A 23,150-nucleotide genomic window follows, 5' to 3' on the forward strand; every position below is an offset into this window, starting at 1 on the left:
AAGGAAAATTCCCGTTGCCTTCATTTTAGCATAGTAAATGACCTTGAGATAAGTTCATGATATATTCAGAAGGAAAACAAACATTGATTGTTACGCAGGGGTTGGGGCATTATAGCTATGGATCGTTGCGAAAACTACAAGGAAAAAACCATCCCTTTCCGTGCTATTTTATAACCTTCTTGTAAAACTTTCATTGTTTGTGGACTGTCTTCTCGCAACAATGGGTTGGTATGGTTAAAATGGATGAAAAACACCTTTGCTTTGTCAGCAGGTGCTAGCGATTGAAACAAATCCATACTTTCAATGACAAAAGGATGAGGTATCTCCGAAATATCACGAGAATTAATTTCTTCTCCATCATAAAAAGTAGCATCCAAAAATGCATAGTCCACCTCGGCAATAAGCTTTGCTATCGGCGTTTCCCATACGGACCACTTATTAATATCGGGAATGAACAAGGCACTTTTATTGGGTCCAATAATTTTATAGCCTACGGTTTCTGAATACTCATCTCTGTGCGGCACCGTAAAAGGAACAACTTTTAATTGTTCTGTAAGGGGTACCGCTTGTTGATGCGCTAGTGGTTTTAGTAAAATATTCCTGTCGCTTACCAATTGACTCCAAGGCCCGTTTTCCCTCAGAAAAGACGTCATCTTGGGCATGGCAAAAACGGGTGTTTCAGGAGCGTTTGTGGCTTCTTTTCCCAAATACATCAATCCGGTATAGTGCCCAATATGGGCATGGGTTAGAAAAACACCACTGGGAAGCTCAGGACTCGAAGCTCCCATGGCATCTTTTAATACTTTTACCTGGGTACTAATATCGGGCGTAGCTTCAAAAAGATAGGATTTTTCGTTGGTGTAATCTAAAACCCCTAGAGAGACTACTTTTCTAGCGTTATTTTCGTTTTCGAACAAAGCTGCACAACACGCTTTTTTACAGGCAATATGTGGCGAGCCTGCATCTTGTGCGGTTCCTAGCACCATAATCGAAACACCTTCAGCTTTGCCTTTTTTTTCAGTGGGCGCATTTGTTTTTTCCGCAGAGCTATTTTCTGAATCTTTACACGCATACAAACAGCACAAGGCTAGGATTGTCAAGGAGGCTAGTCGCATTAGTTCTGGCTTAAAAATGTCCTGATATCTTTCGAAAGTTTTTCCAAATCTGGCTGGTGGGTGTACATCATATGCCCGCCTTCGTAATAGGTCATTGCTACACGGTCACTAACAATTCCGTTTCTAGAAAAGGTATATTCCGCATCAAAAAACGGAGTAATTAAATCGTAATAACCACTTGCGACCAACACTTTTAAATCTGTATTCCTTCGCATGGCCTCACCTAAATCACCAGCCGTATTTACAGGGGTAGGTTCCCAATAACTCCCGTCCGGAACGGTTCTCCAACGCCATTTCTGACCAATTTTCCCGTTTGAAGTGCGGTAGGGCCTATCCATGGTTACATTTAGCACCGATGCGTAGAAATGATTAAGCGCAGCGGTATATGCGGCACCAATTTGATAGCTTGCCGGATCACCTAGCGTGGGTCTATCCGCAACTAAATCGGACTCTTCTCCCATAAAACGACCGTCCAACCTGCCTATGGTAAGCCCCTCCTCATAAAGCAATCGTTTTTGAAAACGGGGCATAAGAATCCTGAGATTGGATTTTAAGATATAGGGTTTGTCCAGCCCTGTAAAATACACCAGCTTATTCGCGATTGTTTCCCGTGCCGTAGTGGGGAGTAAATCTCCTTTATAAAGAGCCGTAGCATAGGTGTCATAGGTAAATTCCCGTGCTTCTTGTACAAACTGTTCCAGACTTTTTCCTTGCCCCGCTTTTTTATGATACCATGCCGTAGCCGCCATACTTGGGAGATAGGTGAGATAGGATGTAATATTATGATGGTCCGATGTGGAACCTGCGTAGTCTAGGGCCTGAGAAATTAGTATAAGACCATTTAAGGACATATTTTGTCCATTGCCTTCTAATTCCTTTGCAACGGCCGCCGCTCTGGTCGTACCAAAACTTTCACCAGCAAGATATTTGGGAGACATCCACCGTTTGTTCACCGTAATCCATTTACGGATAAATTGGGTTACGGATCTGGCATCCTCCTTTAGGCCCCAAAAGTCTTTTTCTTTACCTTTTCCAACGACCCTACTGTATCCAGTTCCTACAGGGTCTATAAACACCAGATCAGTGAGGTCTAGAAGTCCATTTTCATTATTTTTTAAAATATAGGGCGCGGCACCATCATCTTGCTGTGCATTAGAATCAACGGCAACCAATTTTGGCCCAAAAAGCCCCATGTGTAACCATACCGATGCGGAACCCGGACCTCCGTTGAATACAAAGGTTACCGGTCTTTTAGCACTGTTTTTTACTGCATTCTGTGTATACGCCACAGACCAGAAAGAAGCGACAGTATCACCTTTTTCATTCGTTAAGTAGGTTTCTTTAGCAGTCGCTTTATAAGCAATCGGCTTTCCTCCAAATACCCCTTGATGATCCGTAACAAAAGATTTTGCTTCTGGAATGGGTTTCATGGGTTCCTTCTCCTTTGCTTGTTGTGAAAAAATAGCTTGGGCAAGAAATAGTAGCGATAAAAAAACGGTATAATTTTTCATTTCATGGGTGTTAACAGCCTTACAGGGGAAAGTTAAAAGTAATGATTTATAAGTATATTTAGTGCAAACCAATAAACCAGCACTGCAGTGTCCCAGTTTGCCGAGAATGTTTCCAAACGATTATATTCTTTAGATGTTTTCCGCGGAACAATCATGTTGTTACTCATAGCAGAGGCCGCTGGCTTTCATCACAACTTTTCTGTAGTAACCAAGGGAACTATGTTTTCTAGTATTGCGCTTCAACTGCACCACCATCCTTGGAACGGCCTTCATTTTTGGGACCTGATACAACCGTTCTTTATGTTCATCGTTGGGGTGGCAATGCCATTTTCCCTTAGAAAAAGACTTGTTGCAGGGAACAATAAAATGGTAACAAAACACATATTAAGACGTTGTCTGTTACTCTTTATTTTTGGAGTTTTATTACATTGTGTGTACAACCAAGCTTTAGTTTGGGAGCTGTGGAATGTGTTGGTACAGCTCGCTTTTACCATTCTTATTGCCTATACCTTGATGAGGTTTCCCATGAAAACACAAGTATTGGCATCGGTTGGATTGTTGGTTATGACCGAGGTGCTTTATAGAGTCTATGACCCAACCAGCCCATACCTACAAGGGCATCAGAATTTCGGGTCTTTTATAGACATGTTGGTTATGGGTAAAGTAGATAGCGGGTATTGGGTATTTGTAAATTGGATACCAACGGCAGCACATACCATCTGGGGCGTGGTTTGTGGACAAGTTTTGCTATCTCATAAACCCACAAAAGAAAAACTAAAAGTGTTCTTGGTGTATGGTACCATAGTGCTTATTCTGGGGTATACAATAGATGTATTGCAAATAACACCTATTATTAAACGCATAGCTACCACGTCTTTTACCTTGGTCTCTGGAGGTTTTGCTATTTTAACCCTCACCTTTTTCTATTGGAGCATAGATATTAAGGGGTATAGGACAAAATGGTTGCGTGTTTTTTCTGTAGTGGGTACTAATGCCATTTTCATTTACCTGTTTTCAGAAACAGTTGGGGTACAGTGGTTTCGTGATTTTGGTGCCATTTGGACCAACGGACTTTTAAAACCCATAGGAGTTCCAGCAGATTGGGCAGCCCTAATTAACGCCCTAGTGGTACTATTTATGTTCTGGTATATTACCTACTTCCTGGATAAGCATAAAATATATTTTAAAGTTTAATAGTTATGAGAGCGATAAAAATAATAGGGTGTTTGTTTCTAGGTGTTTCCTTTTTAAGTTGTGGTTCTAGCAAGAAATTGAAAGTGGAACAGGATTGGAAATCACTTTTCAACGGAGAAAATCTAGAAGGTTGGACGACCAAGATTCATCATTATGAGGTAGGCGATAATCATGGCAATACCTTTCGTGCAGAGGGCGGTATTATAAAAGTGCGTTACGATGCCTATGAGGGAGATTTTAATGATCGCTTTGGACATTTGTATTATGATGAGCCTTATGGCTACTTTCATTTGTCTATGGAATATCGGTTTGTGGGAGATGTACATCCCGGAGCGCCCGTTTTTGTTGAGAAGAACAGTGGGGTCATGTTTCATTCGCAAGACCCAAGGACCATGTTAAAGGAACAGAATTGGCCTATATCGGTAGAAATGCAGTTTTTGGCGGGCTTGGATGATGGAAAAGAACGCCCTACAGGAAATATGTGTTCGCCGGGGACCGATGTGGTATTTAAAGGAAAAATAGACGATAGGCATTGCATAAGGTCTAGTTCCGATACCTATTACGGCTCCAACTGGATAAAAGCGGAACTTATAGTCCTTGGTGATTCATTGGTAAGCCATTTTATAAATGGTAAGAAAGTACTGGAATATACGAAACCACAGATAGGTGGTGAGGTGGTAGAAAGGTATGACCCGGATATGAAAAAGGACGGCACTTCACTAAAAAAAGGATTTATCGCATTGCAGAGCGAAGGTCAGCCTATAGATTTTAGGAACATCAAAATTAAAAACTTAGAAGGCTGTATGAATCCAAAGGCCAAAAACTATAGCGAGCACTATATCAAATCAAATGCAGCTCACTGTGTATTTTAATAATTCTAAAACAGTATTATGAAAAGAATAATCCGCCTATACACATGCACCATTACCGCTCTGCTATGCCATATGGCAAATGCACAACAGGAAATTCCACCCAAAACAGATTTCACTAAGATGTACCTGCCCGTATGGTTAGAAGCTAGATCACATTGTTTAGAGGTGGCCCAAGCGATGCCAGAGGAACTATACAGCTACCAGCCTACTGCGAAAAGTAAAACTTTTGGTGAGCAAATAGTTCATATTGGTTATACGATTGAGTTATTGACCAGAAGGTATGTACAAGGACAAGAAGTAAAACCAAATACACCGGATGCCAGTAAAATGAATAAGAAAGAGATTATAAAGTTATTGGAACAAGGTTTTGATTACACCGCAGATGTGGTACGTACCGTGGAGCAAAAAACACTGGACGAAACCTGTAAAATGTACCATAGCGGAAATACAGTAAGCCGTGCTTTTGCCTTATTTTATGTACAAGACCATCTCACCAACCATAGGGCAAAAGCAAACCTGTATTTAAGAATGAACGGTATTGACCCTCCAGAATATACCTGGTGATTTTATCAGTTTAAAATTTGTGAGTATTTACTCGTATTGTTTAGTAATTCTGTAGCCGCAAGAATAGCGTCATCATTGTTCAGGTAATATTTATAAAGGCCATCTCTATAAAAATAACGCTTAACAATTTCATCCTCTAGATTTTTCTGTATCTCACCTTGAAATTTATCAAGGGCGTTTATCTTGCCCTTTTCAATATTGGCCAAAAGGGTTTTATAACTATCCTTGACCGCTGTGCCTAAGAAATCGTTTTCCTCTCCTGTAAGTGCTTTTTTTATAGCCTCTTCCGCTTTGGTCTCAAAAGAAAAATTGCTTTTTCTTACATAAGTCTTAAAGGCGGTAAAGTCAGAATTACTGAATTTAAAATCCGAAATATCATTTAGACTATGGCTATAATGATAGTCGGTAGCGTAATCAAAAATGACATTGTTTTGAAGCAAGGCCCTAGTAAGGTCATTGGTTTTTACCGCAGCAACTTCCAAATCTGGAAGCACACCACCGCCGTCTTGTACCTTCCGACCATTGCGTGTTGTAAAGTCATTGAATTTCGTATTTCGAACCGCTTGACCGTTATCATCCCTGTTCCAATAATCTAAAGCTTGTATACAACGCCCCGATGAGGTGTAATATCTAGAGATGGTAACTTTTAGTTGTGTTCCATAGGTAAGTTTTAGGGGGCGCTGAACAAGGCCTTTTCCAAAACTACGAGCTCCCATTATTACGGCTCTGTCCAAATCCTGAAGACTTCCTGATACGATTTCACTTGCGGAAGCACTACTGCCGTTTACTAAAACGACTAATGGAATCTCCTTGTCTACCGCTTTATTGGTAGTTCTGTATTCCCTATTGAATTTCTTTACCTTGGATTTTGTGGTAACGACGAGCTCTCCCTTAGGCACAAAGAGATTAGTTACGTTAATGGCTTCTGAAAGCAATCCTCCTGGATTGTCCCGCAGGTCAAGCACAATTTTTTCAGCACCTTTTCCCTTAAGATCCAATAGGGCCGATTTTGTTTGCGAAGAAGCTTTAGCGTTAAATTTAGCAAGTACAATATAGCCTGTCTTGTCATCTATCATACTATAAAACGGAACAGCGTCTACTTCTATGCCTTCTCGTTTAATGGAGGTGCTACTTATTTTACCCTGTCTCTTGTAGATAATGGAAACGGTAGTGCCGTTTGCACCTTTTAACAACTCACTGGCATTGTCATCAAAATCGGCAACTTTAATATCACCGATTTGAATAATTTGATCCCCTGCTTTTAGGCCTGCTTTATCCGCCGGGTAACCCTGATGGGGCTCAATAATCAATAACTTGTCCTTGTAAGAGCGAACCAGAGCACCTATGCCAGAATACTCCCCAGCATTGTTAATGCGATAGGCTTCAACATCCTGCTCGTTCAAAAATTTAGTATACGGGTCCAAACCTTCTAGCATATTCTTAATGGCGGTATCCATCAGTTCTGCAGGATTGGTCTCATCCACATAATTCATATTAAGCTCCTTAAAGAGCGTGGTGAAGATTTCTATTTGTTTGGCAATCTCAAAGAAGTCACTCTTGAAACTACTTCCAAAAAATAGAAAGGCAATGGCTATAATAGGAATTATAACTTTTTTACTAAGTGCTTTTTTCATGTTTTTGGACGTTAAAATTATTCAAAAGAAGCTTCATTTTTAGCGCTATTTGCTCAGAAGAAGGCATTTCTTTACCAAGGTATAAAAATAGAAACGCAAAGTTGCGTTGAGTATTGTTAAAAACCAGGCCTTTATTGAGCCTGTAAGCTTCGCGCATTAATCTTTTGATGCGATTCCGTTTTACCGCACTTTTAAAATTTCTCTTAGGCACGGCTACACCTGCTTTTATGGCTACATCTTGTTCTTCAACTCTTAAATAGATAAGCTTTAAAGGATATGCTTTTAACACCTTTCCCTCCTCGAACAATTGCGTAATACGCTCCTTGTTCTTTAGCTTTTCTTTGCTACCATAAGCGTTGGCCTTTTTAATCATTTATTCCTGAGCCTGCCAAACATTATTTTCTTTATTCACATCTGCCATTAATTGGGATGGGTCTAGAACAATAGCCTTTATACTTGATAAGGGTTTGTTAATCTTAAACTCATAAGTTGGGTATGCCCAAGGCCAATCTGGCAGCACGGTTCTTTTAATTTGCCCATAAGGATTCTCTTTTTCGCCACGCATCATACGTAAAGGAGCGTAAAAGGTTTCTTGTGTATCGTCATTGTAAACGACCAAAACATCTTGAGGCATCGGCATTAGCCCAATGCGTTCTAAGGTTATTTTAGTTGTTTCAGCATCTGCAACTACCTCCTTAATTCCGTAGTCAATGGTGTTTGTGGTTTGGGTCCAATCCGTTAGGTACCAGTCTAGCTCCATTCCTGATACCTTCTCTGCCGTCCGTTTGATATCATTGGGTACCGGGTGTTTAAATTTAAAGTCTGCATAGTATTTTCTAAGGGTTTCCATTAACTTATCCTGACCGATGAGATATCCCAGCTGTGCTAGAAAGACAGATCCTTTACTGTAGGCGGATATACCATAGGCATAATTCAGTGCATAGCGGTCGGCGTGGGTAGTTTGTGGTTGTTCTTTCCCGGATAGCGCCAGATTAAAATAACCCTTGTAGGAGTTTAAAAAAGGATTATCCTTGTTTTGGTCCATTATCTCGTTCATACAGAGATTAGAAATAAAAGACGTAAAACCTTCGTCCATCCATTCATGTTTGGCTTCATTGGTTGCTAAAACGTGTTGAAACCAAGAATGTGCCATTTCATGTGCCATAACACCTACAAGGCTTCCAAATTTACGTTCACCAGTAATTAAAGTACTCATGGCGTACTCCATACCACCATCACCTCCGTGGATAACAGAATATTGCTCATAAGGGTAAGGCCCTACATTCTTATTGAAAAACTGCATGGCCGCCGCCGTTTTTGGCTGAAGCTTTTTCCAGTTCTCTATAATACTTGGATTGTTCTTATATAGGAAATGAAGCATTGGCCCATTTTCTACTTGTAGGGTGTCATGAAGGTATTCTGGGTCTGCCGCCCACATGAAATCATGTACCATGGGCGCTTTAAAATGCCAGGTAAGGGTTTTCCCTTTTTGTTTTTTTACTTTACTTCCTGGGACTTCATAACCATGCCCAATTTCTTGTGGGTTCTGCAGGTAACCAGTGCCTCCTACAGTGTATGTTTTGTCCAAGGTCAACTTTACGTCAAAATCACCCCAAACACCATGAAACTCCCTTGCGATATAAGGGTCTGCATGCCAACCTTCAAAGTCGTATTCCGCTAATTTAGGATACCACTGGCTCATGGAAAGCGCAACACCTTCGCTGCTATTTCTACCAGATCTTCTGATCTGTAACGGAACTTGTCCGTTGAAGGACATTTCAAAAGTTGTCTTGCCTCCTGAGGGTATCGGCTTCGCTAAATCAACTACTAATACGGTACCCTCTTCGTTGAAGGTTACTTTTGCTCCATCCTGGGTTAATGCCGTAACATGTAAGTAGCCCATTTCACTTTCAGTTAGCGAAGCAATTCTACTTGCTTTTTCAGTAGTAGTCATTCTATCGTCAGGGTCGGCTATATGTTGTAGCCTAATGTCCATTTCACTGCCGGGTTGAAAGGCATTGAAATAAAGATGGTAAAAAACCCGATTCAAGGACTCTGGAGAATTATTGGTATAAACTAATTTTTGGGTGCCGCTATACTGATAGTTCTCCACATCCATGGCTACTTCCATGGTGTAGTCTACATGTTGTTGCCAATAATTGGTTTGATTCTGTGCTGTTAAGGATAGTAATCCTACTTGAAAAAACAACAGTGTTATAACGAAGTTTATGTTTTTCATTTTCATTGTTTATAATTGAATTTGACCTTTACTTACTTGACTGGCCATAATAAGTGCATTATAGGCATTTGCGATTTTCCCAGAAGTGGATATATCCCTTAAGTTCGCACTTTTTGATACATCACCACCTAAAACCACCTTTGCTTTTATTGGCAGTCCAGATTTTAAAATTATTTTTTTAACCTGAGCTGCGGATAGGTTAGGGTATTGGGAAAATAACAAGGCGGCCAATCCTGCTACTGCCGGTGCAGCCATTGACGTACCTGGAGAATACTCATAGGTATTGTCCGGGTATGCAGAATAAATATCCGTTCCGGGAGCGAATATATCTACATTAATCTTACCATAATTAGAATAAGAGGCTAACAATTCTGAACCGTATTTTGGGTCTATAGCCCCTACCGTAATGACGTTGTTGGAGATTTCCGGACCATTGTTCACCTGATCGTTAGGGTAATTGGGATTGGAAGGGTCATCTAAATCCGCACCATCGTTACCTGCGGCATGAACAAAAAGGACATCCTTATCTGCAGCGTACTTTATGGCATCGTACACCCATTGTGCATTTGGAGAAAAGGATTTTCCAAAACTACCGTTGATGACCTTAGCGCCATTATCTACAGCATACCTTATACCCAGGGCGATATCTTTGTCATACTCATCTCCGTTCGGTACGGCACGTATGCTCATTATGGCCACGTTGTTGGCAACACCATTAGCGCCCTTGCCATTATTTCGCTCTGCCGCAATTATACCAGCTACATGAGTACCGTGACTTTCATCCGCTACACGGCTATCCGGATTTCCGTTACCATAATTGGTATCATTCCAATTATAAGGGTCATCTCCTACAACTTTTCTACCATCAAAATCTTTGTTGAGGTTATAATTAAGCTGTTCTGTAAAATATTTTAACCCATCGCCTAATTCCTCAAGCACTTCCGGTATAGTTTCTTTAATGGTGAACATCTGTGCGAGAATAGCTTTGTTGCGCTGCATAGCCTCGTCTGCAGCTTTAATGGCGTTTACCTCTGCTTTAGTATATGTGGTTTTGCCTAAATGCTTTTTTACCGCCGTATCTGCTCCTTTTACTGCTTGCAAAATTTGCTCATACTGTTGTTTGTTCTGAAGTGCCTCATTGTATTCCTTGTCCAGTTTTGCCTTTGCCTTTGCTAGCGTTGCTTGGTCGCCAATGTTCAGGCGAAGCATACGAACATATTCTAGCTGTTCATTATAGGATTCTCCTAAAAAATTATACCCATGAATGTCGTCTACGTATCCATTTCCATCATCATCCTTATTATTGCCTGGTCTTTCCTTGGTATTGGTCCAAAGCACACCATCTAAATCTTCATGGTCTAAATCTATTCCTGAATCAAGGACCGCAACAATGACCTTACTCCCCTTTTTGTTTTTAATGATATCCTCATAGGCCTTATCCACGCTCATTCCAGGAATGGTATCTGTAATTAAATCCAAATGACCCCAATTTTGCTTTTCCGCCTTAGTCAGTTCAGAAATTTTAAGCGGTGTAGTATCAATATTTTCTACAGGGGTTAGAATCAAACCTCCCGTGCTACCACAACTTAGCATGAGCGTTGTCATGGCAAAAAAGAAGACCGATTTAGAAAATGTACGTTTCATAAGATAGCTATTTTAATTAGTGTTTTTTATTATGTATTAATGGTGTTATTTGAAAATTTCGTTGAAGGTAAATGTATTGTCCAAGCGCACCCCTTTTTCCGTTTGTTTTAGGGTGCAAAGCTCATTATGCGCATCATGTTCAAAGAACAGATACATTTCATCTTCCACGGCTTGGTTTAAGAAGAGTTCCTTTTCAGAAAGGGTAAGTAGTGGGCGTGTATCATAGCCGATGACATAAGGTAATGGAATGTGCCCTACCGTAGGGATTAAATCCGCAACAAATACTATGGTTTTTCCTTTATACTTAATTTGAGGTAACATCTGCTTTTCGGTATGGCCATCCACGAAACGTATTCCAAAATTAAGTGCTGAGGATTCCTTAAAAGCTTTTTCTGGTCCCGTGTTCGGGAGCGCAATGAACTTTAAATGTCCACTTTCTTCCATGGGCAATAGGTTTTCCTTTAGAAAAGAAGCCTTTTCCCTAGCATTCGGTACTGTAGCCCATTGCCAATGGTTTTTGTTTGTCCAAAAATGTGCATTTTTGAATGCAGGTTCATAACCTGTTCTGTTCTTGTTCCACTGAATACAACCACCGCAATGGTCAAAGTGCAGATGTGTCATAAAGACATCGGTAATATCGTCGCTATGAAATCCCAGTTTTTTCAGGGAATTCTCCAATGAAAAATCACCCCAACGGTAATAGTAGCCAAAAAACTTGTCAGACTGCTTGTTGCCCATACCAGTGTCTATAAGAATAAGACGATTACCATCTTCAATCAATAGACTTCTTGCGGCGATATCGATGAGATTATTGGCATCTGCGGGGTTTGTTTTTTGCCAAATGGTTTTAGGAACCACTCCAAACATAGCTCCACCATCTAATTTAAAATTACCAGTTTCTACGGGAAAAATTTCCATGAAGGGCAAAATAATAAAACCTAATGAAAACCTAAGATTATTAAGAATATATTATCATTTAGAGTTTACATTAAAAAGGCTATTTTTATCCTCCAACCAACTTAAGGATTTGAAAAAATTAGAACGTAGTCTATCGCTTACCTCTGTCATTGCCATTAGTATTGGAGGTATGTTGGGTAGCGGAATCTTTGTGCTGCCAGGTTTGGCGGCCGCCAAAACCGGTTCGTCCATATGGCTTGCCTATTTATTGGCAGCTGTTTGTATATTGCCTGCTGCACTGTCTAAATCGGAGTTGGCCACCGCAATGCCCTCTTCAGGAGGCACTTACGTATACATTGAACGGGCATTTGGACCGCTTCTTGGTACCATAGCCGGTATAGGCTTATGGTTGTCATTGCTGTTTAAAAGTGCCTTTGCGCTAGTAGGTTTCGGGGCATATTTATCCATTTTAGTGAATATAGCTCCAGGATTAACGAAGTATATCGCCTTGATTTTTTTGGCTATAATCCTTTTTCTAAATATTCTAGGCGTTAAAAAGGTGGGGAAGGTGCAGATTGTCATCGTGACCATTAGCCTTGTTACGCTTGCGCTAATTTTAATTTTTGGCCTACCTAAAACATCACCTGAACTTTTAGAACCTTTTTTATTGGAAGGGAATATGGGTCTTTTCTCCACAGTGGCATTTGTTTATATCTCTTATGCAGGAGTCACCAAAGTTGCTGCAATTGCCGGTGAGATAAAGAATCCAAGTAAAAATTTGCCTAGAGCAATGATTCTTTCCTTACTTATTATGACCTCAATTTATGTTTTTGTGGCCTTTGTTTTGGTGGGGAACATTCCTTTAAAATCATTAGGTACAGATATTAAGCCCATCTATACCATATCTAATTTATTGGGAGGTAAATATGTGGGTTATGCTGCAGCCCTAATAGGAATAGTAACATTAATTTCTATGGCAAATTCAGGAGTTTTAGCATCTTCCAGATTTCCTTTTGCCATGGCTATCGATAAGTTGCTACCAAGCTTTATGGCCAAGATCCACTCGCGTTATTTAACACCTGTTGTTACTATAATCATGACCTGTTTCGCGATGGCCATGGTAATTTTATTTCTTGATGTAGAGAAGATTGCAAAATTAGCCAGTGCGTTTATGGTAATGATGTTCATATTGGTGAATGCCTGTGTCATCGTGCTCAGGGAGACTGCCGCACAGTGGTATAATCCGCCTTATAGATCACCTTTATATCCAGCTTTACAACTTTTTGGAATAGGCACGGGAATAGCATTACTTGTATTTCTAGGCCTAGGTCCTTTACTTGCAATAGTAGCTATATTCGTTCTTGGTCTGCTTATTTATTTAAGGTTTGGAAAGAATGCGACCCGAACGGGAATCCTTAGGAAATATGGTCATCGTCCTGCATTGTATCTTTTTTATAAACGTAAGAAAAGAGAACAACTGGCTTACAGAAAAAACCAACCTATCGCAGAACAGAATCTAGACGGACAATTAGTCTCTAATGCCGGAGTGGTGGTGCCGCTTTTAGGAAATGAAAAATCTGCTGAGATGTTGGTGGAAATCGCCGCAGCTATTAATAAAAGGGATAAAATACAGGCCGTAAACATTACGGAAGTACCGAACCAGACTTTTTTGGATGCCTTTGAAGAAGAGGAGAATCCGCAGGTAACTTCGTTGGATAGAAGAATTGCCAGTTTGGCGGTATCCAAAGATATCTCCATTGATTTTGAGGCTGTCGTAACTCATGAAATGTCAGATACCATACACGAGCTTAGTAACCAGACACATTGCGATTGGTTGGTAATGGGTTGGAACGGCAGGGCGCACAGCGGTATTCTTGTAAGCAACCCTGTGGGATGGTTACTGACCCATATCAATTCTGATTTTGCCCTTTTCAAGGATAATGGTGTTCGGTATATCAGCAAAGTATTATTACCCTTAAGACCGGGTAGAAAAGAGAAGAATTTTATTGCTGTGGCCGATAGGATATGTAAATTTTATGGAGCCTCTTTGACACTGTTGCACGTTGTGCCGGAAAAAACTACCGAGGAGGAAATTACCGGAATGAAGAAAAAATCTAAAAAATTGTTGACCAAAGTAGAAACTGATGGCGTTGTTTTCGTTCAAAAGAGTGATGATTCTATTGCTGCGATATCCAAAGCCTCGGCCAGTTTTGATTTATTAATTCTAGGAACTCCACAGAAAGATAATTGGATCAGTGTGTTATTCGGAACAGGAAAGGACAAGTTTACGGAAAAGTCTGCCTGTTCTGTTCTACGTCTTACCATGCGCGATTAGCGATTTCTAATTTTGATGAAGATTGCAGCGTAGATGATACGAGGGGTGTCTCATTTTGAAATAACTCCCTTTATATTTACTATTTTTACTAAAAACTGTTTTAATGCTAGAACTAGCGGGGATTATAATTTTGGGAATTATTGCGCAATGGGTAGCTTGGCGCTTAAAATTACCTGCAATATTACCATTGATTTTAATAGGGCTCTTAGTTGGGCCAATAGCAACGTTGTTTACAGAAGATGGCGGTAAATTAATAGAGCCTATTTGGAATGGTGAAAAGGGTCTTTTTCCTGGAGAAGGTTTATACTATTTTGTTTCACTTGCCATAAGTATTATTCTTTTTGAGGGAGGTCTTACTTTAAAACGTTCAGAAATTAGAAACGTGGGCCCAATGATTACCAAATTGATTACGCTAGGAAGTGTGGTAACTTTTTTTGGTGCGGGTGTGGCAGCGCATTATATTTTTGGTCTTAATTGGCAAATTTCATTTTTATTCTCAGCGTTGATTATTGTAACGGGACCCACGGTAATTACACCGATTTTAAGAAATATTCCATTGAAAAAGGATGTTTCGGCGGTGTTAAAATGGGAAGGAATTCTCATAGACCCCATAGGCGCATTGGCTGCTGTTCTCGTATTTGAATTTATAAGTGTTGGGGAGGGACAAGGTTACACTTTAACGGCATTAATAGAATTTGGAAAGATCCTTTTATTTGGATTCACCTTCGGATTCACCTTTGCCCACGCACTGGCCTTTGCTATTAAAAAGAATTTTATTCCACACTATCTTTTAAACGTGGTATCACTTTCCGTGGTGCTTTTGGTCTTTGTAGAGTCAGATATTTTTGCTCATGAGTCCGGGCTTTTGGCAGTGGTAGTTATGGGGATGGTTATGGGCAATATGAATTTGCCTAACATTAAGGAACTACTGTATTTTAAGGAGTCTTTAAGTGTTCTTTTAATTTCCATACTTTTCATATTGTTGGCGGCCAATATCAATATGTCCGATTTAGAACTTATTTATAACTGGAAAACTGTAGCGCTTTTTGCTGTTATTGTTTTCTTGATAAGACCTATAGGCGTATTTCTCAGCGCCCAAGGATCCAATCTCAAATTCAATGAAAAACTGTTCATTAGTTGGGTGGGTCCTAGAGGTATTGTTGCGGCGGGTATAGCTTCGCTTTTTGGGTCTAAATTGTTATCAAGGGGAGAACCGGGTGCGGAATACATAACACCATTGGTGTTTATGATTGTATTGGGCACTGTTTTATTGAATGCGACCACGGCTAGAATATTCGCAAAATTGGTTGGTGTCTTCTTAAAGAAATCCGAAGGCATCTTAATTGTCGGGGCATGCAAGGTTTCGCGTTTAATCGGAAACTATTTACAAGAGAATAACCGCCATGTGGTACTGATAGATAGCAACCGTGACAATATAGAAAAAGCAAAGAAAAAAGGGTTGGAAGCATTTAATGCGAATATTTATTCCGATTCCCTTTCCAATAATATAGAATTGAACGATGTAGGTTTTCTAATGGCCCTAACGGGCAACGTGGACATTAATAAATTTGCCTTGAACAAGTTTAAAAATCAATTTGGGGAAAATGGCTCTTTTAGGTTAGTGACACCGGATGAGATGAAAGACCCAGAAAATAATCCAAAGGAAGGGCTTTTTTCACATACGGACGACTATATACGATTATCGCAAGCGGCTAGAAATAACCCTACCATTCATGAGATAGAATTAAGGAGCGCAGAGCACTATAAAGAACTTATAGAAATCACCAAGAAAGACGACGCTATTATTCCCTTATTTTTAAGGAGCCCAGAAGGGGTAATTGAAATTATTCCGGCCTTTAGCGAAGATTTTACGGAAATACAGGAGGGATATAAATTGGCGTATTTAGGTAAAATGTTTCCTATGAAAAATACGGCGTAAAAACTACTTTTTAGGTAGGGTTGCTCTTTAATAATACCATGATGAGGATTTAGAGGTATTATCTATTACGCTAATCGTTGAGCTTTAAAACAGCCATAAACGCTTCTTGCGGCACTTCTACATTACCAACCTGACGCATACGTTTTTTACCTTTTTTCTGCTTTTCCAAAAGCTTACGTTTTCTAGAAATATCACCACCATAACATTTGGCGGTTACATCTTTACGCAATGCTTTTGTGGTCTCCCTAGAGATAATTTTAGAACCGATTGCAGCCTGTATTGGAATATCGAACTGTTGTCTAGGGATAAGCTCTTTTAGTTTTTCACACATCTTTTTACCTATGGTAACGGCGTTGTCTGCATGTATAAGGGCAGATAAGGCGTCCACGGGTTGTGCATTCAATAAGATGTCTACACGCACTAGTTTGGAGGTTCGCATACCAATCGGAGCATAATCGAACGAAGCGTACCCTTTGGATACCGTTTTGAGTCGATCATAGAAATCAAAAACAATTTCCGCCAGTGGCATATCAAAATTCAGCTCAACACGTTCCGTTGTTAAGTAGGTCTGATTGGTGATCTGACCTCTCTTTTCAATACAGAGCGACATTACATTTCCAACAAAGTCTGACTTTGTAATAATGGTCGCTTTTATATAGGGTTCTTCCACACGATCAATGGTAGAAGGGTCTGGCAAATCAGAAGGGTTATTAACAATAATAGGCTTCTCAGGGTCTCTGCGTGTAAAGGCATTATAACTTACGTTGGGAACGGTAGTGATTACCGTCATATTAAATTCGCGCTCTAAACGTTCCTGGATAATTTCCATATGAAGCATTCCCAAAAAGCCACAACGGAAACCAAAACCTAAAGCGGCACTACTTTCTGGCGCAAAAACTAAGGAAGCATCATTTAATTGCAATTTTTCCATGGAAGTCCTAAGCTCCTCAAAATCTTCGGTATCAACAGGATATATCCCGGCAAATACCATGGGTTTTACATCTTCAAAACCGGCGATAGCATTTTCCGTAGGTTTGGCAGCATCAGTGATGGTGTCCCCAACTTTTACCTCTCTAGCATCTTTGATTCCGGTAATAAGGTATCCCACATCTCCTGCTTTGATACTTTTTTTCGGGTGTTGTTCTAGTTTAAGCGTACCTACTTCGTCGGCAAAGTAATCGTTATCGGTAGCAACAAATTTTATTTTCTGTCCTTTTTTAATTTCCCCGTTGATTACCCTGAAATAGGTTTCTACTCCTCGGAAAGGATTATATACCGAGTCAAACACCAATGCTTGTAAGGATTCCTCCGGATTTCCTTCCGGGGCAGGAACACGCTCTATAATAGCTGCAAGTATCTCTTCGATGCCAATCCCTGTTTTTGCACTCGCAGGAATAACTTCTTCTGCGTCGCAACCCAAAAGATCCACAATATCATCCGTAACTTCTTCCGGACTTGCACTGGGCAAATCCACTTTGTTAAGTACCGGAATAATTTCCAAGTCGTTTTCTAGGGCTAAATACAGATTGCTAATAGTCTGAGCTTGAATGCTTTGAGCGGCATCTACAACCAACAAAGCGCCTTCACAAGCGGCAATAGACCTAGAAACTTCATAAGAGAAATCTACATGGCCGGGAGTATCTATTAAATTTAGAATGTACTCCTCTCCCTTGTAAGTGTACTCCATTTGAATGGCGTGACTCTTAATGGTAATACCACGCTCACGTTCCAAATCCATACTATCCAAGAGTTGTTCTTTTTTCTCCCTTTCGGTTACCGATCCTGTAAAGTCCAAGAGCCTGTCTGCCAAGGTACTTTTACCATGGTCTATATGTGCGATTATGCAAAAATTTCGAATGTTTTTCATAGCGTATGAACAAGTAATGCAACGAATAAAAACTTGATAAAGTATAGTTATTAGAAGCAACTGCAAATATAATCTAATTTATAGCGAAACTTTGCCCCGAAACAGGCAAAATCAAAAGACAATGAAGAATCACAAAAGCCTTTGGGATTACAGGTTTTGAAAGAAAAGAGGTATTATTTTGTTAGATTTGATGTTCAACCCAAACATGAAGTGAAACCGTTACTACTTTTTTTTGCTGTGCTCTTTGGATTTTCTCAAGGAGTCTTATCCCAATCGTATACACTGTCGGGAGAAATTAAGGATAACACCAATACCGCTATTCCATTTGCGTCGGTCTTTTTGTTGGCCACTACAGATTCCACATTGGTAAAAGGAACATCTGCGGATGAGAACGGTCTTTTTTTATTAGAAGAAATTTCCGAAGGGCTTTATTTTTTAAAGGCAAGTTATATTGGACAAACATCTGAAAATTTGGCTTTGGATATTTCAAAGGACACGAAAATAGGCGCCTTAATTATTACGCAAAACGCTCAAGCATTGGATGAAGTCGTAGTTACGGCGGCTAGACCGGTTGTGGAGCGTAAAGTAGACCGGTTGGTCTTCAATGTAGAAAATACGGTACTATCCCAGAGTAGCTCATGGGAAATTTTACAGCAGACTCCTGGGGTAATCTCCATGCAGGATGAACTTCAAATACGAAACCAGGCTGCAACCATTTATATTAATGATCGAAAAGTTCAACTTAGCCCAGAGGAGGTTAGGAATTTATTGGAAAACTATCAGGGAGAAAATATAAAGTCTGTTGAGGTTATCAGAAACCCTCCTGCCAGATATGATGCAGAAGGAGGTCCTGTTCTGAATATCGTTACCAGTAAAAATATATCCTTAGGATATAAAGGAAATATCAATAGCACATATACGCAAGGCGTTTTCTCTAAATACAATATAGGCACATCTCACTTTTATAAAACAGAAAAACTGAATTTGAATGCCAGCTATTCTTTTGCACCAAGAAAGGATTTTAAGAGTTTTGAAAGTGTTACAAATTTCATGGATAATACTGGCGTTTTCTCTATTTGGGAAACGGATTTTGACAAAACCAATAGATTTGAAACGCACAATGCCGGGCTAGTTGTAGATTATACTTTTGATGAGAGGAACGAATTAAGTTTAACGGCTAATGCGCAATTATCTCCAGAACGCACCTATAATAATTTTCAAAACACATTGATAAAAAATAGCCAAGGCGTTTTAGATTCTACCTTTACAACGGCGAGTTTTTTAGATGAAACTAAAAACAATATATCGGCAGACCTAACATTCAAACATCAATTTAAAGAGAATGGCTCCTTAACATTGAATGGGCATTACACCAATTTTGACTTAACCCGTTCACAAGAGGCCAATTCCGAATACTTTTTGCCAAATGGCGATTTCATCAGGGACTTTAATTTTTTGACCAATGCCCAGCAGGATATAGAAATTGGCACGGCGCAACTAGATTATGCCGCACTTTTTGGCACGGTTAGTTTTGAGTCCGGTTTAAAAGCATCTTTCATTGATTCTCAGAGTAGATTGGATTATTTTGATTTGAACAACGGACAGGTATTGGACGCCAACTTATCAGACAATTATTTATATGATGAAAAGGTTTATGCAGGGTATTTTAGCCTTTCAAAAGATTGGGAAAAATGGAGTTTAAAAGCAGGGTTAAGAGCGGAGCAAACAGAGAGCTCCGGTAATTCGGTAGCACTCTCTACCATTAATGAGCTATCGTATTTTGAGCTGTTCCCAACATTCTATGTGCTGCATAATATGAACGAAAATCACAGCTTTGCTTTTGATTATTCTAGAAAACTAAGAAGACCTCGTTACGAAGACTTGAATCCTTTTAGAACCTTTGTCAACGAAAATATTTTCTTTGAAGGAAACCCTAATCTACTTCCAAACTTTAGCAATAATTTCAATCTAAATTATACCCTAAAACAAGAATTCTTTTTCGATATATACTACAGGGATAATGGTAATTATATCTCTACTCTTACTTTTCAGGATAATGAGAACCAAATCTTAAGGGACGTTACCCAAAACGTGCTGGAAAGCACTTCCTATGGGTTTGATTTTAATTACGGAAAGTCCATAACCAACAACTGGTACCTCTACAGCTATGTCTCCATATTTCATGAAGATGAGACTTTTTTGGCCTTGGAAAGTAATAATGTGCCCGCGACCAACGAATTTGACGGGTTCTATGTAGACCTTACCAATTATTTGACGCTATCTAAGGATGGCACTTTAAAGGGCGAACTAGGGCTTACTTACTTGTCTGGTTTTTTAGAGGGCTCTAACATACAGGCAGAGACAACCAACCTCACTTTTGGTTTACGAAAATCGCTATGGAAAAGGAGAGCTTTACTTAGCTTGGCCTTTAATGATATTCTTGGAAAGGCGAATGGTAGGGTAACTTCTAAATACCTGAATCAGGATAATAATTTTCTGGCAATTCCAGAAACACAATATGTTCGCTTTGGGTTTACCTATAATTTTGGAAACTACAGGTTAGAGGATAACGATAGGGAAATAGACAAGATAGAAAGAGATCGCCTTAATGCTGAAGAGTAGCAGGTAGCTATCTAATTTAAGTATTCTTACACCATGTAAGACATTTCCGAATAACTTTTTTATATTTGAAGCATACCTACGCATTTGATGAAGAGGGATATTTATTTACTTTCCATTTTTGTGTTTCTTGTTTCCCTCACAAGTGCACAAGATTATAGAATTTATGGCGCCGTATTAGATGCGGAACGTAACGCCTTGCTCTATGCCAATGTAGTCTTAGAGTCAAAAGATGGTAAGCCTATAAAAGGTACTTCTACCGATGAAAACGGTAGATTTATATTAGAGGGAATTCTTCCCGGAGATTATACAGTCTACGCAAGCTATATTGAAAATACCTCTGAAGTACGATTACTTTCCGTAAAGTCGGATACGGATGTTGGAAATCTGATCATACGTCAAAAAACCCAAGAATTAGAGGAAGTTGTAGTTACCTATGAGAAACCAACATTGGTACAAAAGGCGGACCGTTATGTTTTTAATATAGCCAATACCGCCCTGTCCGACAGTGATATCTGGGATGTGCTAAAAAACACTCCTGGCGTGGTTATTATAAACGATAAAATCACTGTTCAAAACACGGGTAATATTAGTGTTCTGATGAACGGGCGCAGGGTAAATATACCAGAAAGTGATATTATAAACCTGCTCTCTGGTAGTTCTGCAAGTAATGTAGAAGCTATCGAGGTCATCACTAATCCGCCCGCAAAATATAGTGCAGAGGGAGGTCTTTTGATAGACATCAAAATGAAAAAAAATATTATTGCCGGTTACAATGGGTCTGTTTACAACCGGTTTTCCCAAGGCGTTTTTCCAAAACACACCTTAGGAACAGATCATTTCTTTAAGGGCAAGCGAACAGATTTTTCCGTAAACTATTCCTTTAGGAAGAACAAAAACCTAAGGCGCTACACGGATATCACTAATTTCTTTGAAAATAATAGCATAGATGAGACTTGGCAGGCAGAGCAACAGAATATATCAAGGACCGAGCAACACAACATCAATCTTTTCTTCGATTATCAGTTAAATGATAAAAACACCTTAAGTTTTTCCTCCATTAATTCATTAAGACCCTATGGAGTAACACTTCTAAATTCCGATACGCAAATAGCAGATACGCAAGGGCAATTGAATGCGAGCTTTAACACCACTAATAATTCAGATGCCAATTACTATAACACTTCCTATTATTTAGACTGGAAACATGATATAGACGAGGAAGGGCAACAATTGGCTTTTAACACGCATTTTACCTATTACAACTATGCAAGGGACCAAGATATTACTACTGATTTCTTTGACGGTGCCATGAACCAGACCGGAGAAAATGATTTCATCACCCAGTCTGATCAGAAAACAAACCTATTTAGCGCGCAACTAGACTATACCAAGCCACTAGGAAAGACAACTACTTTTGAAACGGGCTTACGCTACGCTACCATTCAAAGCAATAATGCCATTGAGCAGCTAGGCTTTACTAGTAATCAGCCCGGTGTTAGTCCAACGGAAATAGGAAATTTTATATATGACGAACGTATTTCCGCTGGGTATGTGAGTATGGACCATAATCTAGAAAAATGGAAGCTTAAAGCGGGACTAAGAACGGAGTATACCGAAACCCTAGGGGATTTGGATAACGGTACAATCCGTACTAAAAATTCGTATTTGGAATTCTTCCCCTCATTTTCGGCCTTGTATACCGTGAACAAAAAAAATACCTTTAAGCTTAATTATTACAGACGTATTACAAGACCAAGGTACGATTGGCTGAATCCCTTTCAATATTTCCAAAGTAACAATACTACGGTTGAAGGGAATCCCAATTTAATTCCCTCTACACGAAACTCCATATCCCTAGCGTACACTTACGACAAGACCTATACGTTTACGGCATTTTATTACAAGCGTAAGAATGAATTTCTACAACAGGTATTTCAAGATAACGAAGCCAATCTGTTACGATTTATAGCTACGAATGTGGATAGTAATAGAAATTACGGAGCGGATATCGTATTTAACAAAAAACTGACAAGTTACTGGTCTTCCTATGCACTTTTGAGCGTTTTTAATAGGGAAAACGGTTTTAGGGATTTTGATACGGGAGAATTTTTCGTGAATTCTATTTGGTCCGGGCTACTGCGATTACGGAACAGTTTTACCCTACTGGAAGACAGATCATTTTTTATGGACGTAAACTATAGCTACTATGCTCCAACGTTTCAAGGAAACGCTAGGCAGGAGGAAGTAGGTAGGTTGGGATTGGCTTTTAGAAAAACCTTTTGGAACAAAAACGCTAGTATTTCATTGGCCGCTGAAGATATTTTTAACGGAGGAAACTATTTTTATACGCGGAGATTCGCAAATCAAAACAACACTACCTCCTCTAGAAGAGAAACCAGGCTTCTTGTTTTTGGGTTTCGATATAAGTTTGGCAATACTAGGATTAAGGATAATTACAAAAGAAAACGCGTTGATGAACGCAGCAGGATTTAATTAAAAACCACCCATCATAGTACCACAAACACCGAGGCTTACCAGAAGATAAACGCCAGCTAAAATCAGAAATATTTTTCCCGCTTTTTTCTTCCCTTTGGCCAAAAGAATGATACCTATGACGCCTAGAACCAATGCTGGGCCGAACATAATCAAAAAAATTACGGCTACAAGTCCGTCTAAGTTACCTACTTCTAAAAACATACGATTTCTGGATTAAAATG

Annotated in this window: 16 protein-coding genes; 7 read left to right on the plus strand and 9 right to left on the minus strand. The window is 39.6% G+C overall.

Annotated elements, in window-relative coordinates; genetic code table 11:
• Positions 1-134: 134 nt before the first annotated feature.
• Positions 135-1,115: an MBL fold metallo-hydrolase gene (locus tag SJY09_RS13695; protein WP_396636278.1), complete on the minus strand. Its 981-nt coding sequence runs from the start codon at positions 1,113-1,115 to the stop codon at positions 135-137.
• Positions 1,115-2,626: a S10 family peptidase gene (locus SJY09_RS13700; protein WP_396636279.1), complete on the minus strand. Its 1,512-nt coding sequence runs from the start codon at positions 2,624-2,626 to the stop codon at positions 1,115-1,117. The genes SJY09_RS13695 and SJY09_RS13700 overlap by 1 nt, the downstream gene beginning before the upstream one ends.
• An 87-nt stretch (positions 2,627-2,713) precedes the next feature.
• Between SJY09_RS13700 and SJY09_RS13705 the strand changes: the two genes are divergently transcribed.
• The 3 genes from SJY09_RS13705 to SJY09_RS13715 are packed head-to-tail and all read left to right on the plus strand — an operon-like array spanning position 2,714 to position 5,256.
• Complete coding sequence (locus tag SJY09_RS13705; RefSeq protein ID WP_396636280.1) at positions 2,714-3,820, plus strand: acyltransferase family protein; 1,107 nt, start codon at positions 2,714-2,716, stop codon at positions 3,818-3,820.
• Positions 3,821-3,825: 5 nt separating this feature from the next.
• A complete protein-coding gene (locus SJY09_RS13710) occupies positions 3,826-4,692 on the plus strand; it encodes a DUF1080 domain-containing protein (protein WP_396636281.1) in 867 nt (288 codons plus the stop codon).
• A gap of 18 nt (positions 4,693-4,710) precedes the next feature.
• The gene (locus SJY09_RS13715) at positions 4,711-5,256 is read left to right on the plus strand and encodes a DinB family protein (protein ID WP_396636282.1); all 546 of its coding nucleotides are present in this window, start codon (positions 4,711-4,713) and stop codon (positions 5,254-5,256) included.
• A gap of 5 nt (positions 5,257-5,261) precedes the next feature.
• Here the strand turns inward: SJY09_RS13715 and SJY09_RS13720 are convergent, their stop codons facing one another.
• From SJY09_RS13720 to SJY09_RS13740, 5 genes are read right to left on the minus strand one after another with little or no spacing between them, the layout of a single operon-like run.
• Positions 5,262-6,890, minus strand: a complete 1,629-nt coding sequence (locus SJY09_RS13720; RefSeq protein ID WP_396636283.1) for a S41 family peptidase — start codon at positions 6,888-6,890, stop codon at positions 5,262-5,264.
• Positions 6,874-7,263, minus strand: coding sequence for a ribonuclease P protein component (gene rnpA, locus SJY09_RS13725; RefSeq protein ID WP_396636284.1), 390 nt, complete (start codon positions 7,261-7,263; stop codon positions 6,874-6,876). Before rnpA ends, SJY09_RS13720 begins: the two co-directional genes overlap by 17 nt.
• Positions 7,264-9,129 (minus strand): M1 family metallopeptidase, encoded by a 1,866-nt coding sequence (locus SJY09_RS13730; protein ID WP_396636285.1) that lies wholly within the window; start codon positions 9,127-9,129, stop codon positions 7,264-7,266. It abuts the gene before it with no gap.
• 9 nt (positions 9,130-9,138) lie between these two features.
• Positions 9,139-10,773 carry a S8 family peptidase gene (locus tag SJY09_RS13735; protein ID WP_396636286.1) on the minus strand — a complete coding sequence of 545 codons (1,635 nt, stop codon included), beginning with the start codon at positions 10,771-10,773 and terminating at the stop codon, positions 9,139-9,141.
• A 45-nt stretch (positions 10,774-10,818) separates the two neighbouring features.
• Positions 10,819-11,691, minus strand: coding sequence for an MBL fold metallo-hydrolase (locus tag SJY09_RS13740; protein ID WP_396636287.1), 873 nt, complete (start codon positions 11,689-11,691; stop codon positions 10,819-10,821).
• Between SJY09_RS13740 and SJY09_RS13745 the strand changes: the two genes are divergently transcribed.
• Together SJY09_RS13745 and SJY09_RS13750 are read left to right on the plus strand one after the other, a co-directional pair.
• On the plus strand, positions 11,690-14,005 hold the full coding sequence (locus tag SJY09_RS13745; RefSeq protein ID WP_396636288.1) for an amino acid permease: 2,316 nt from the start codon (positions 11,690-11,692) through the stop codon (positions 14,003-14,005). The genes SJY09_RS13740 and SJY09_RS13745 overlap by 2 nt on opposite strands.
• 103 nt (positions 14,006-14,108) lie before the next feature.
• Positions 14,109-15,944, plus strand: a complete 1,836-nt coding sequence (locus tag SJY09_RS13750; RefSeq protein WP_396636289.1) for a cation:proton antiporter — start codon at positions 14,109-14,111, stop codon at positions 15,942-15,944.
• 70 nt (positions 15,945-16,014) lie between these two features.
• Here the strand turns inward: SJY09_RS13750 and lepA are convergent, their stop codons facing one another.
• Entirely contained in the window at positions 16,015-17,811 is a 1,797-nt protein-coding gene (gene lepA / locus SJY09_RS13755) for a translation elongation factor 4 (RefSeq protein ID WP_396636290.1), read from the minus strand.
• Between the two features lie 210 nt (positions 17,812-18,021).
• Here lepA and SJY09_RS13760 point away from each other — a divergent pair, with 210 nt between their 5' ends.
• The gene (locus tag SJY09_RS13760; RefSeq protein ID WP_396636291.1) at positions 18,022-20,433 is read left to right on the plus strand and encodes a TonB-dependent receptor domain-containing protein; all 2,412 of its coding nucleotides are present in this window, start codon (positions 18,022-18,024) and stop codon (positions 20,431-20,433) included.
• An 87-nt stretch (positions 20,434-20,520) separates the two neighbouring features.
• Entirely contained in the window at positions 20,521-22,926 is a 2,406-nt protein-coding gene (locus tag SJY09_RS13765; protein ID WP_396636292.1) for a TonB-dependent receptor domain-containing protein, read from the plus strand.
• Here SJY09_RS13765 and SJY09_RS13770 read toward each other — a convergent pair whose 3' ends face one another.
• A complete protein-coding gene (locus SJY09_RS13770) occupies positions 22,927-23,130 on the minus strand; it encodes a hypothetical protein (RefSeq protein WP_396636293.1) in 204 nt (67 codons plus the stop codon).
• Between the last annotated feature and the right edge of the window lie 20 nt (positions 23,131-23,150).

Source organism: Maribacter sp. R77961, assembly GCF_044594925.1.
Classification (GTDB): Bacteria; Bacteroidota; Bacteroidia; order Flavobacteriales; family Flavobacteriaceae; genus Maribacter.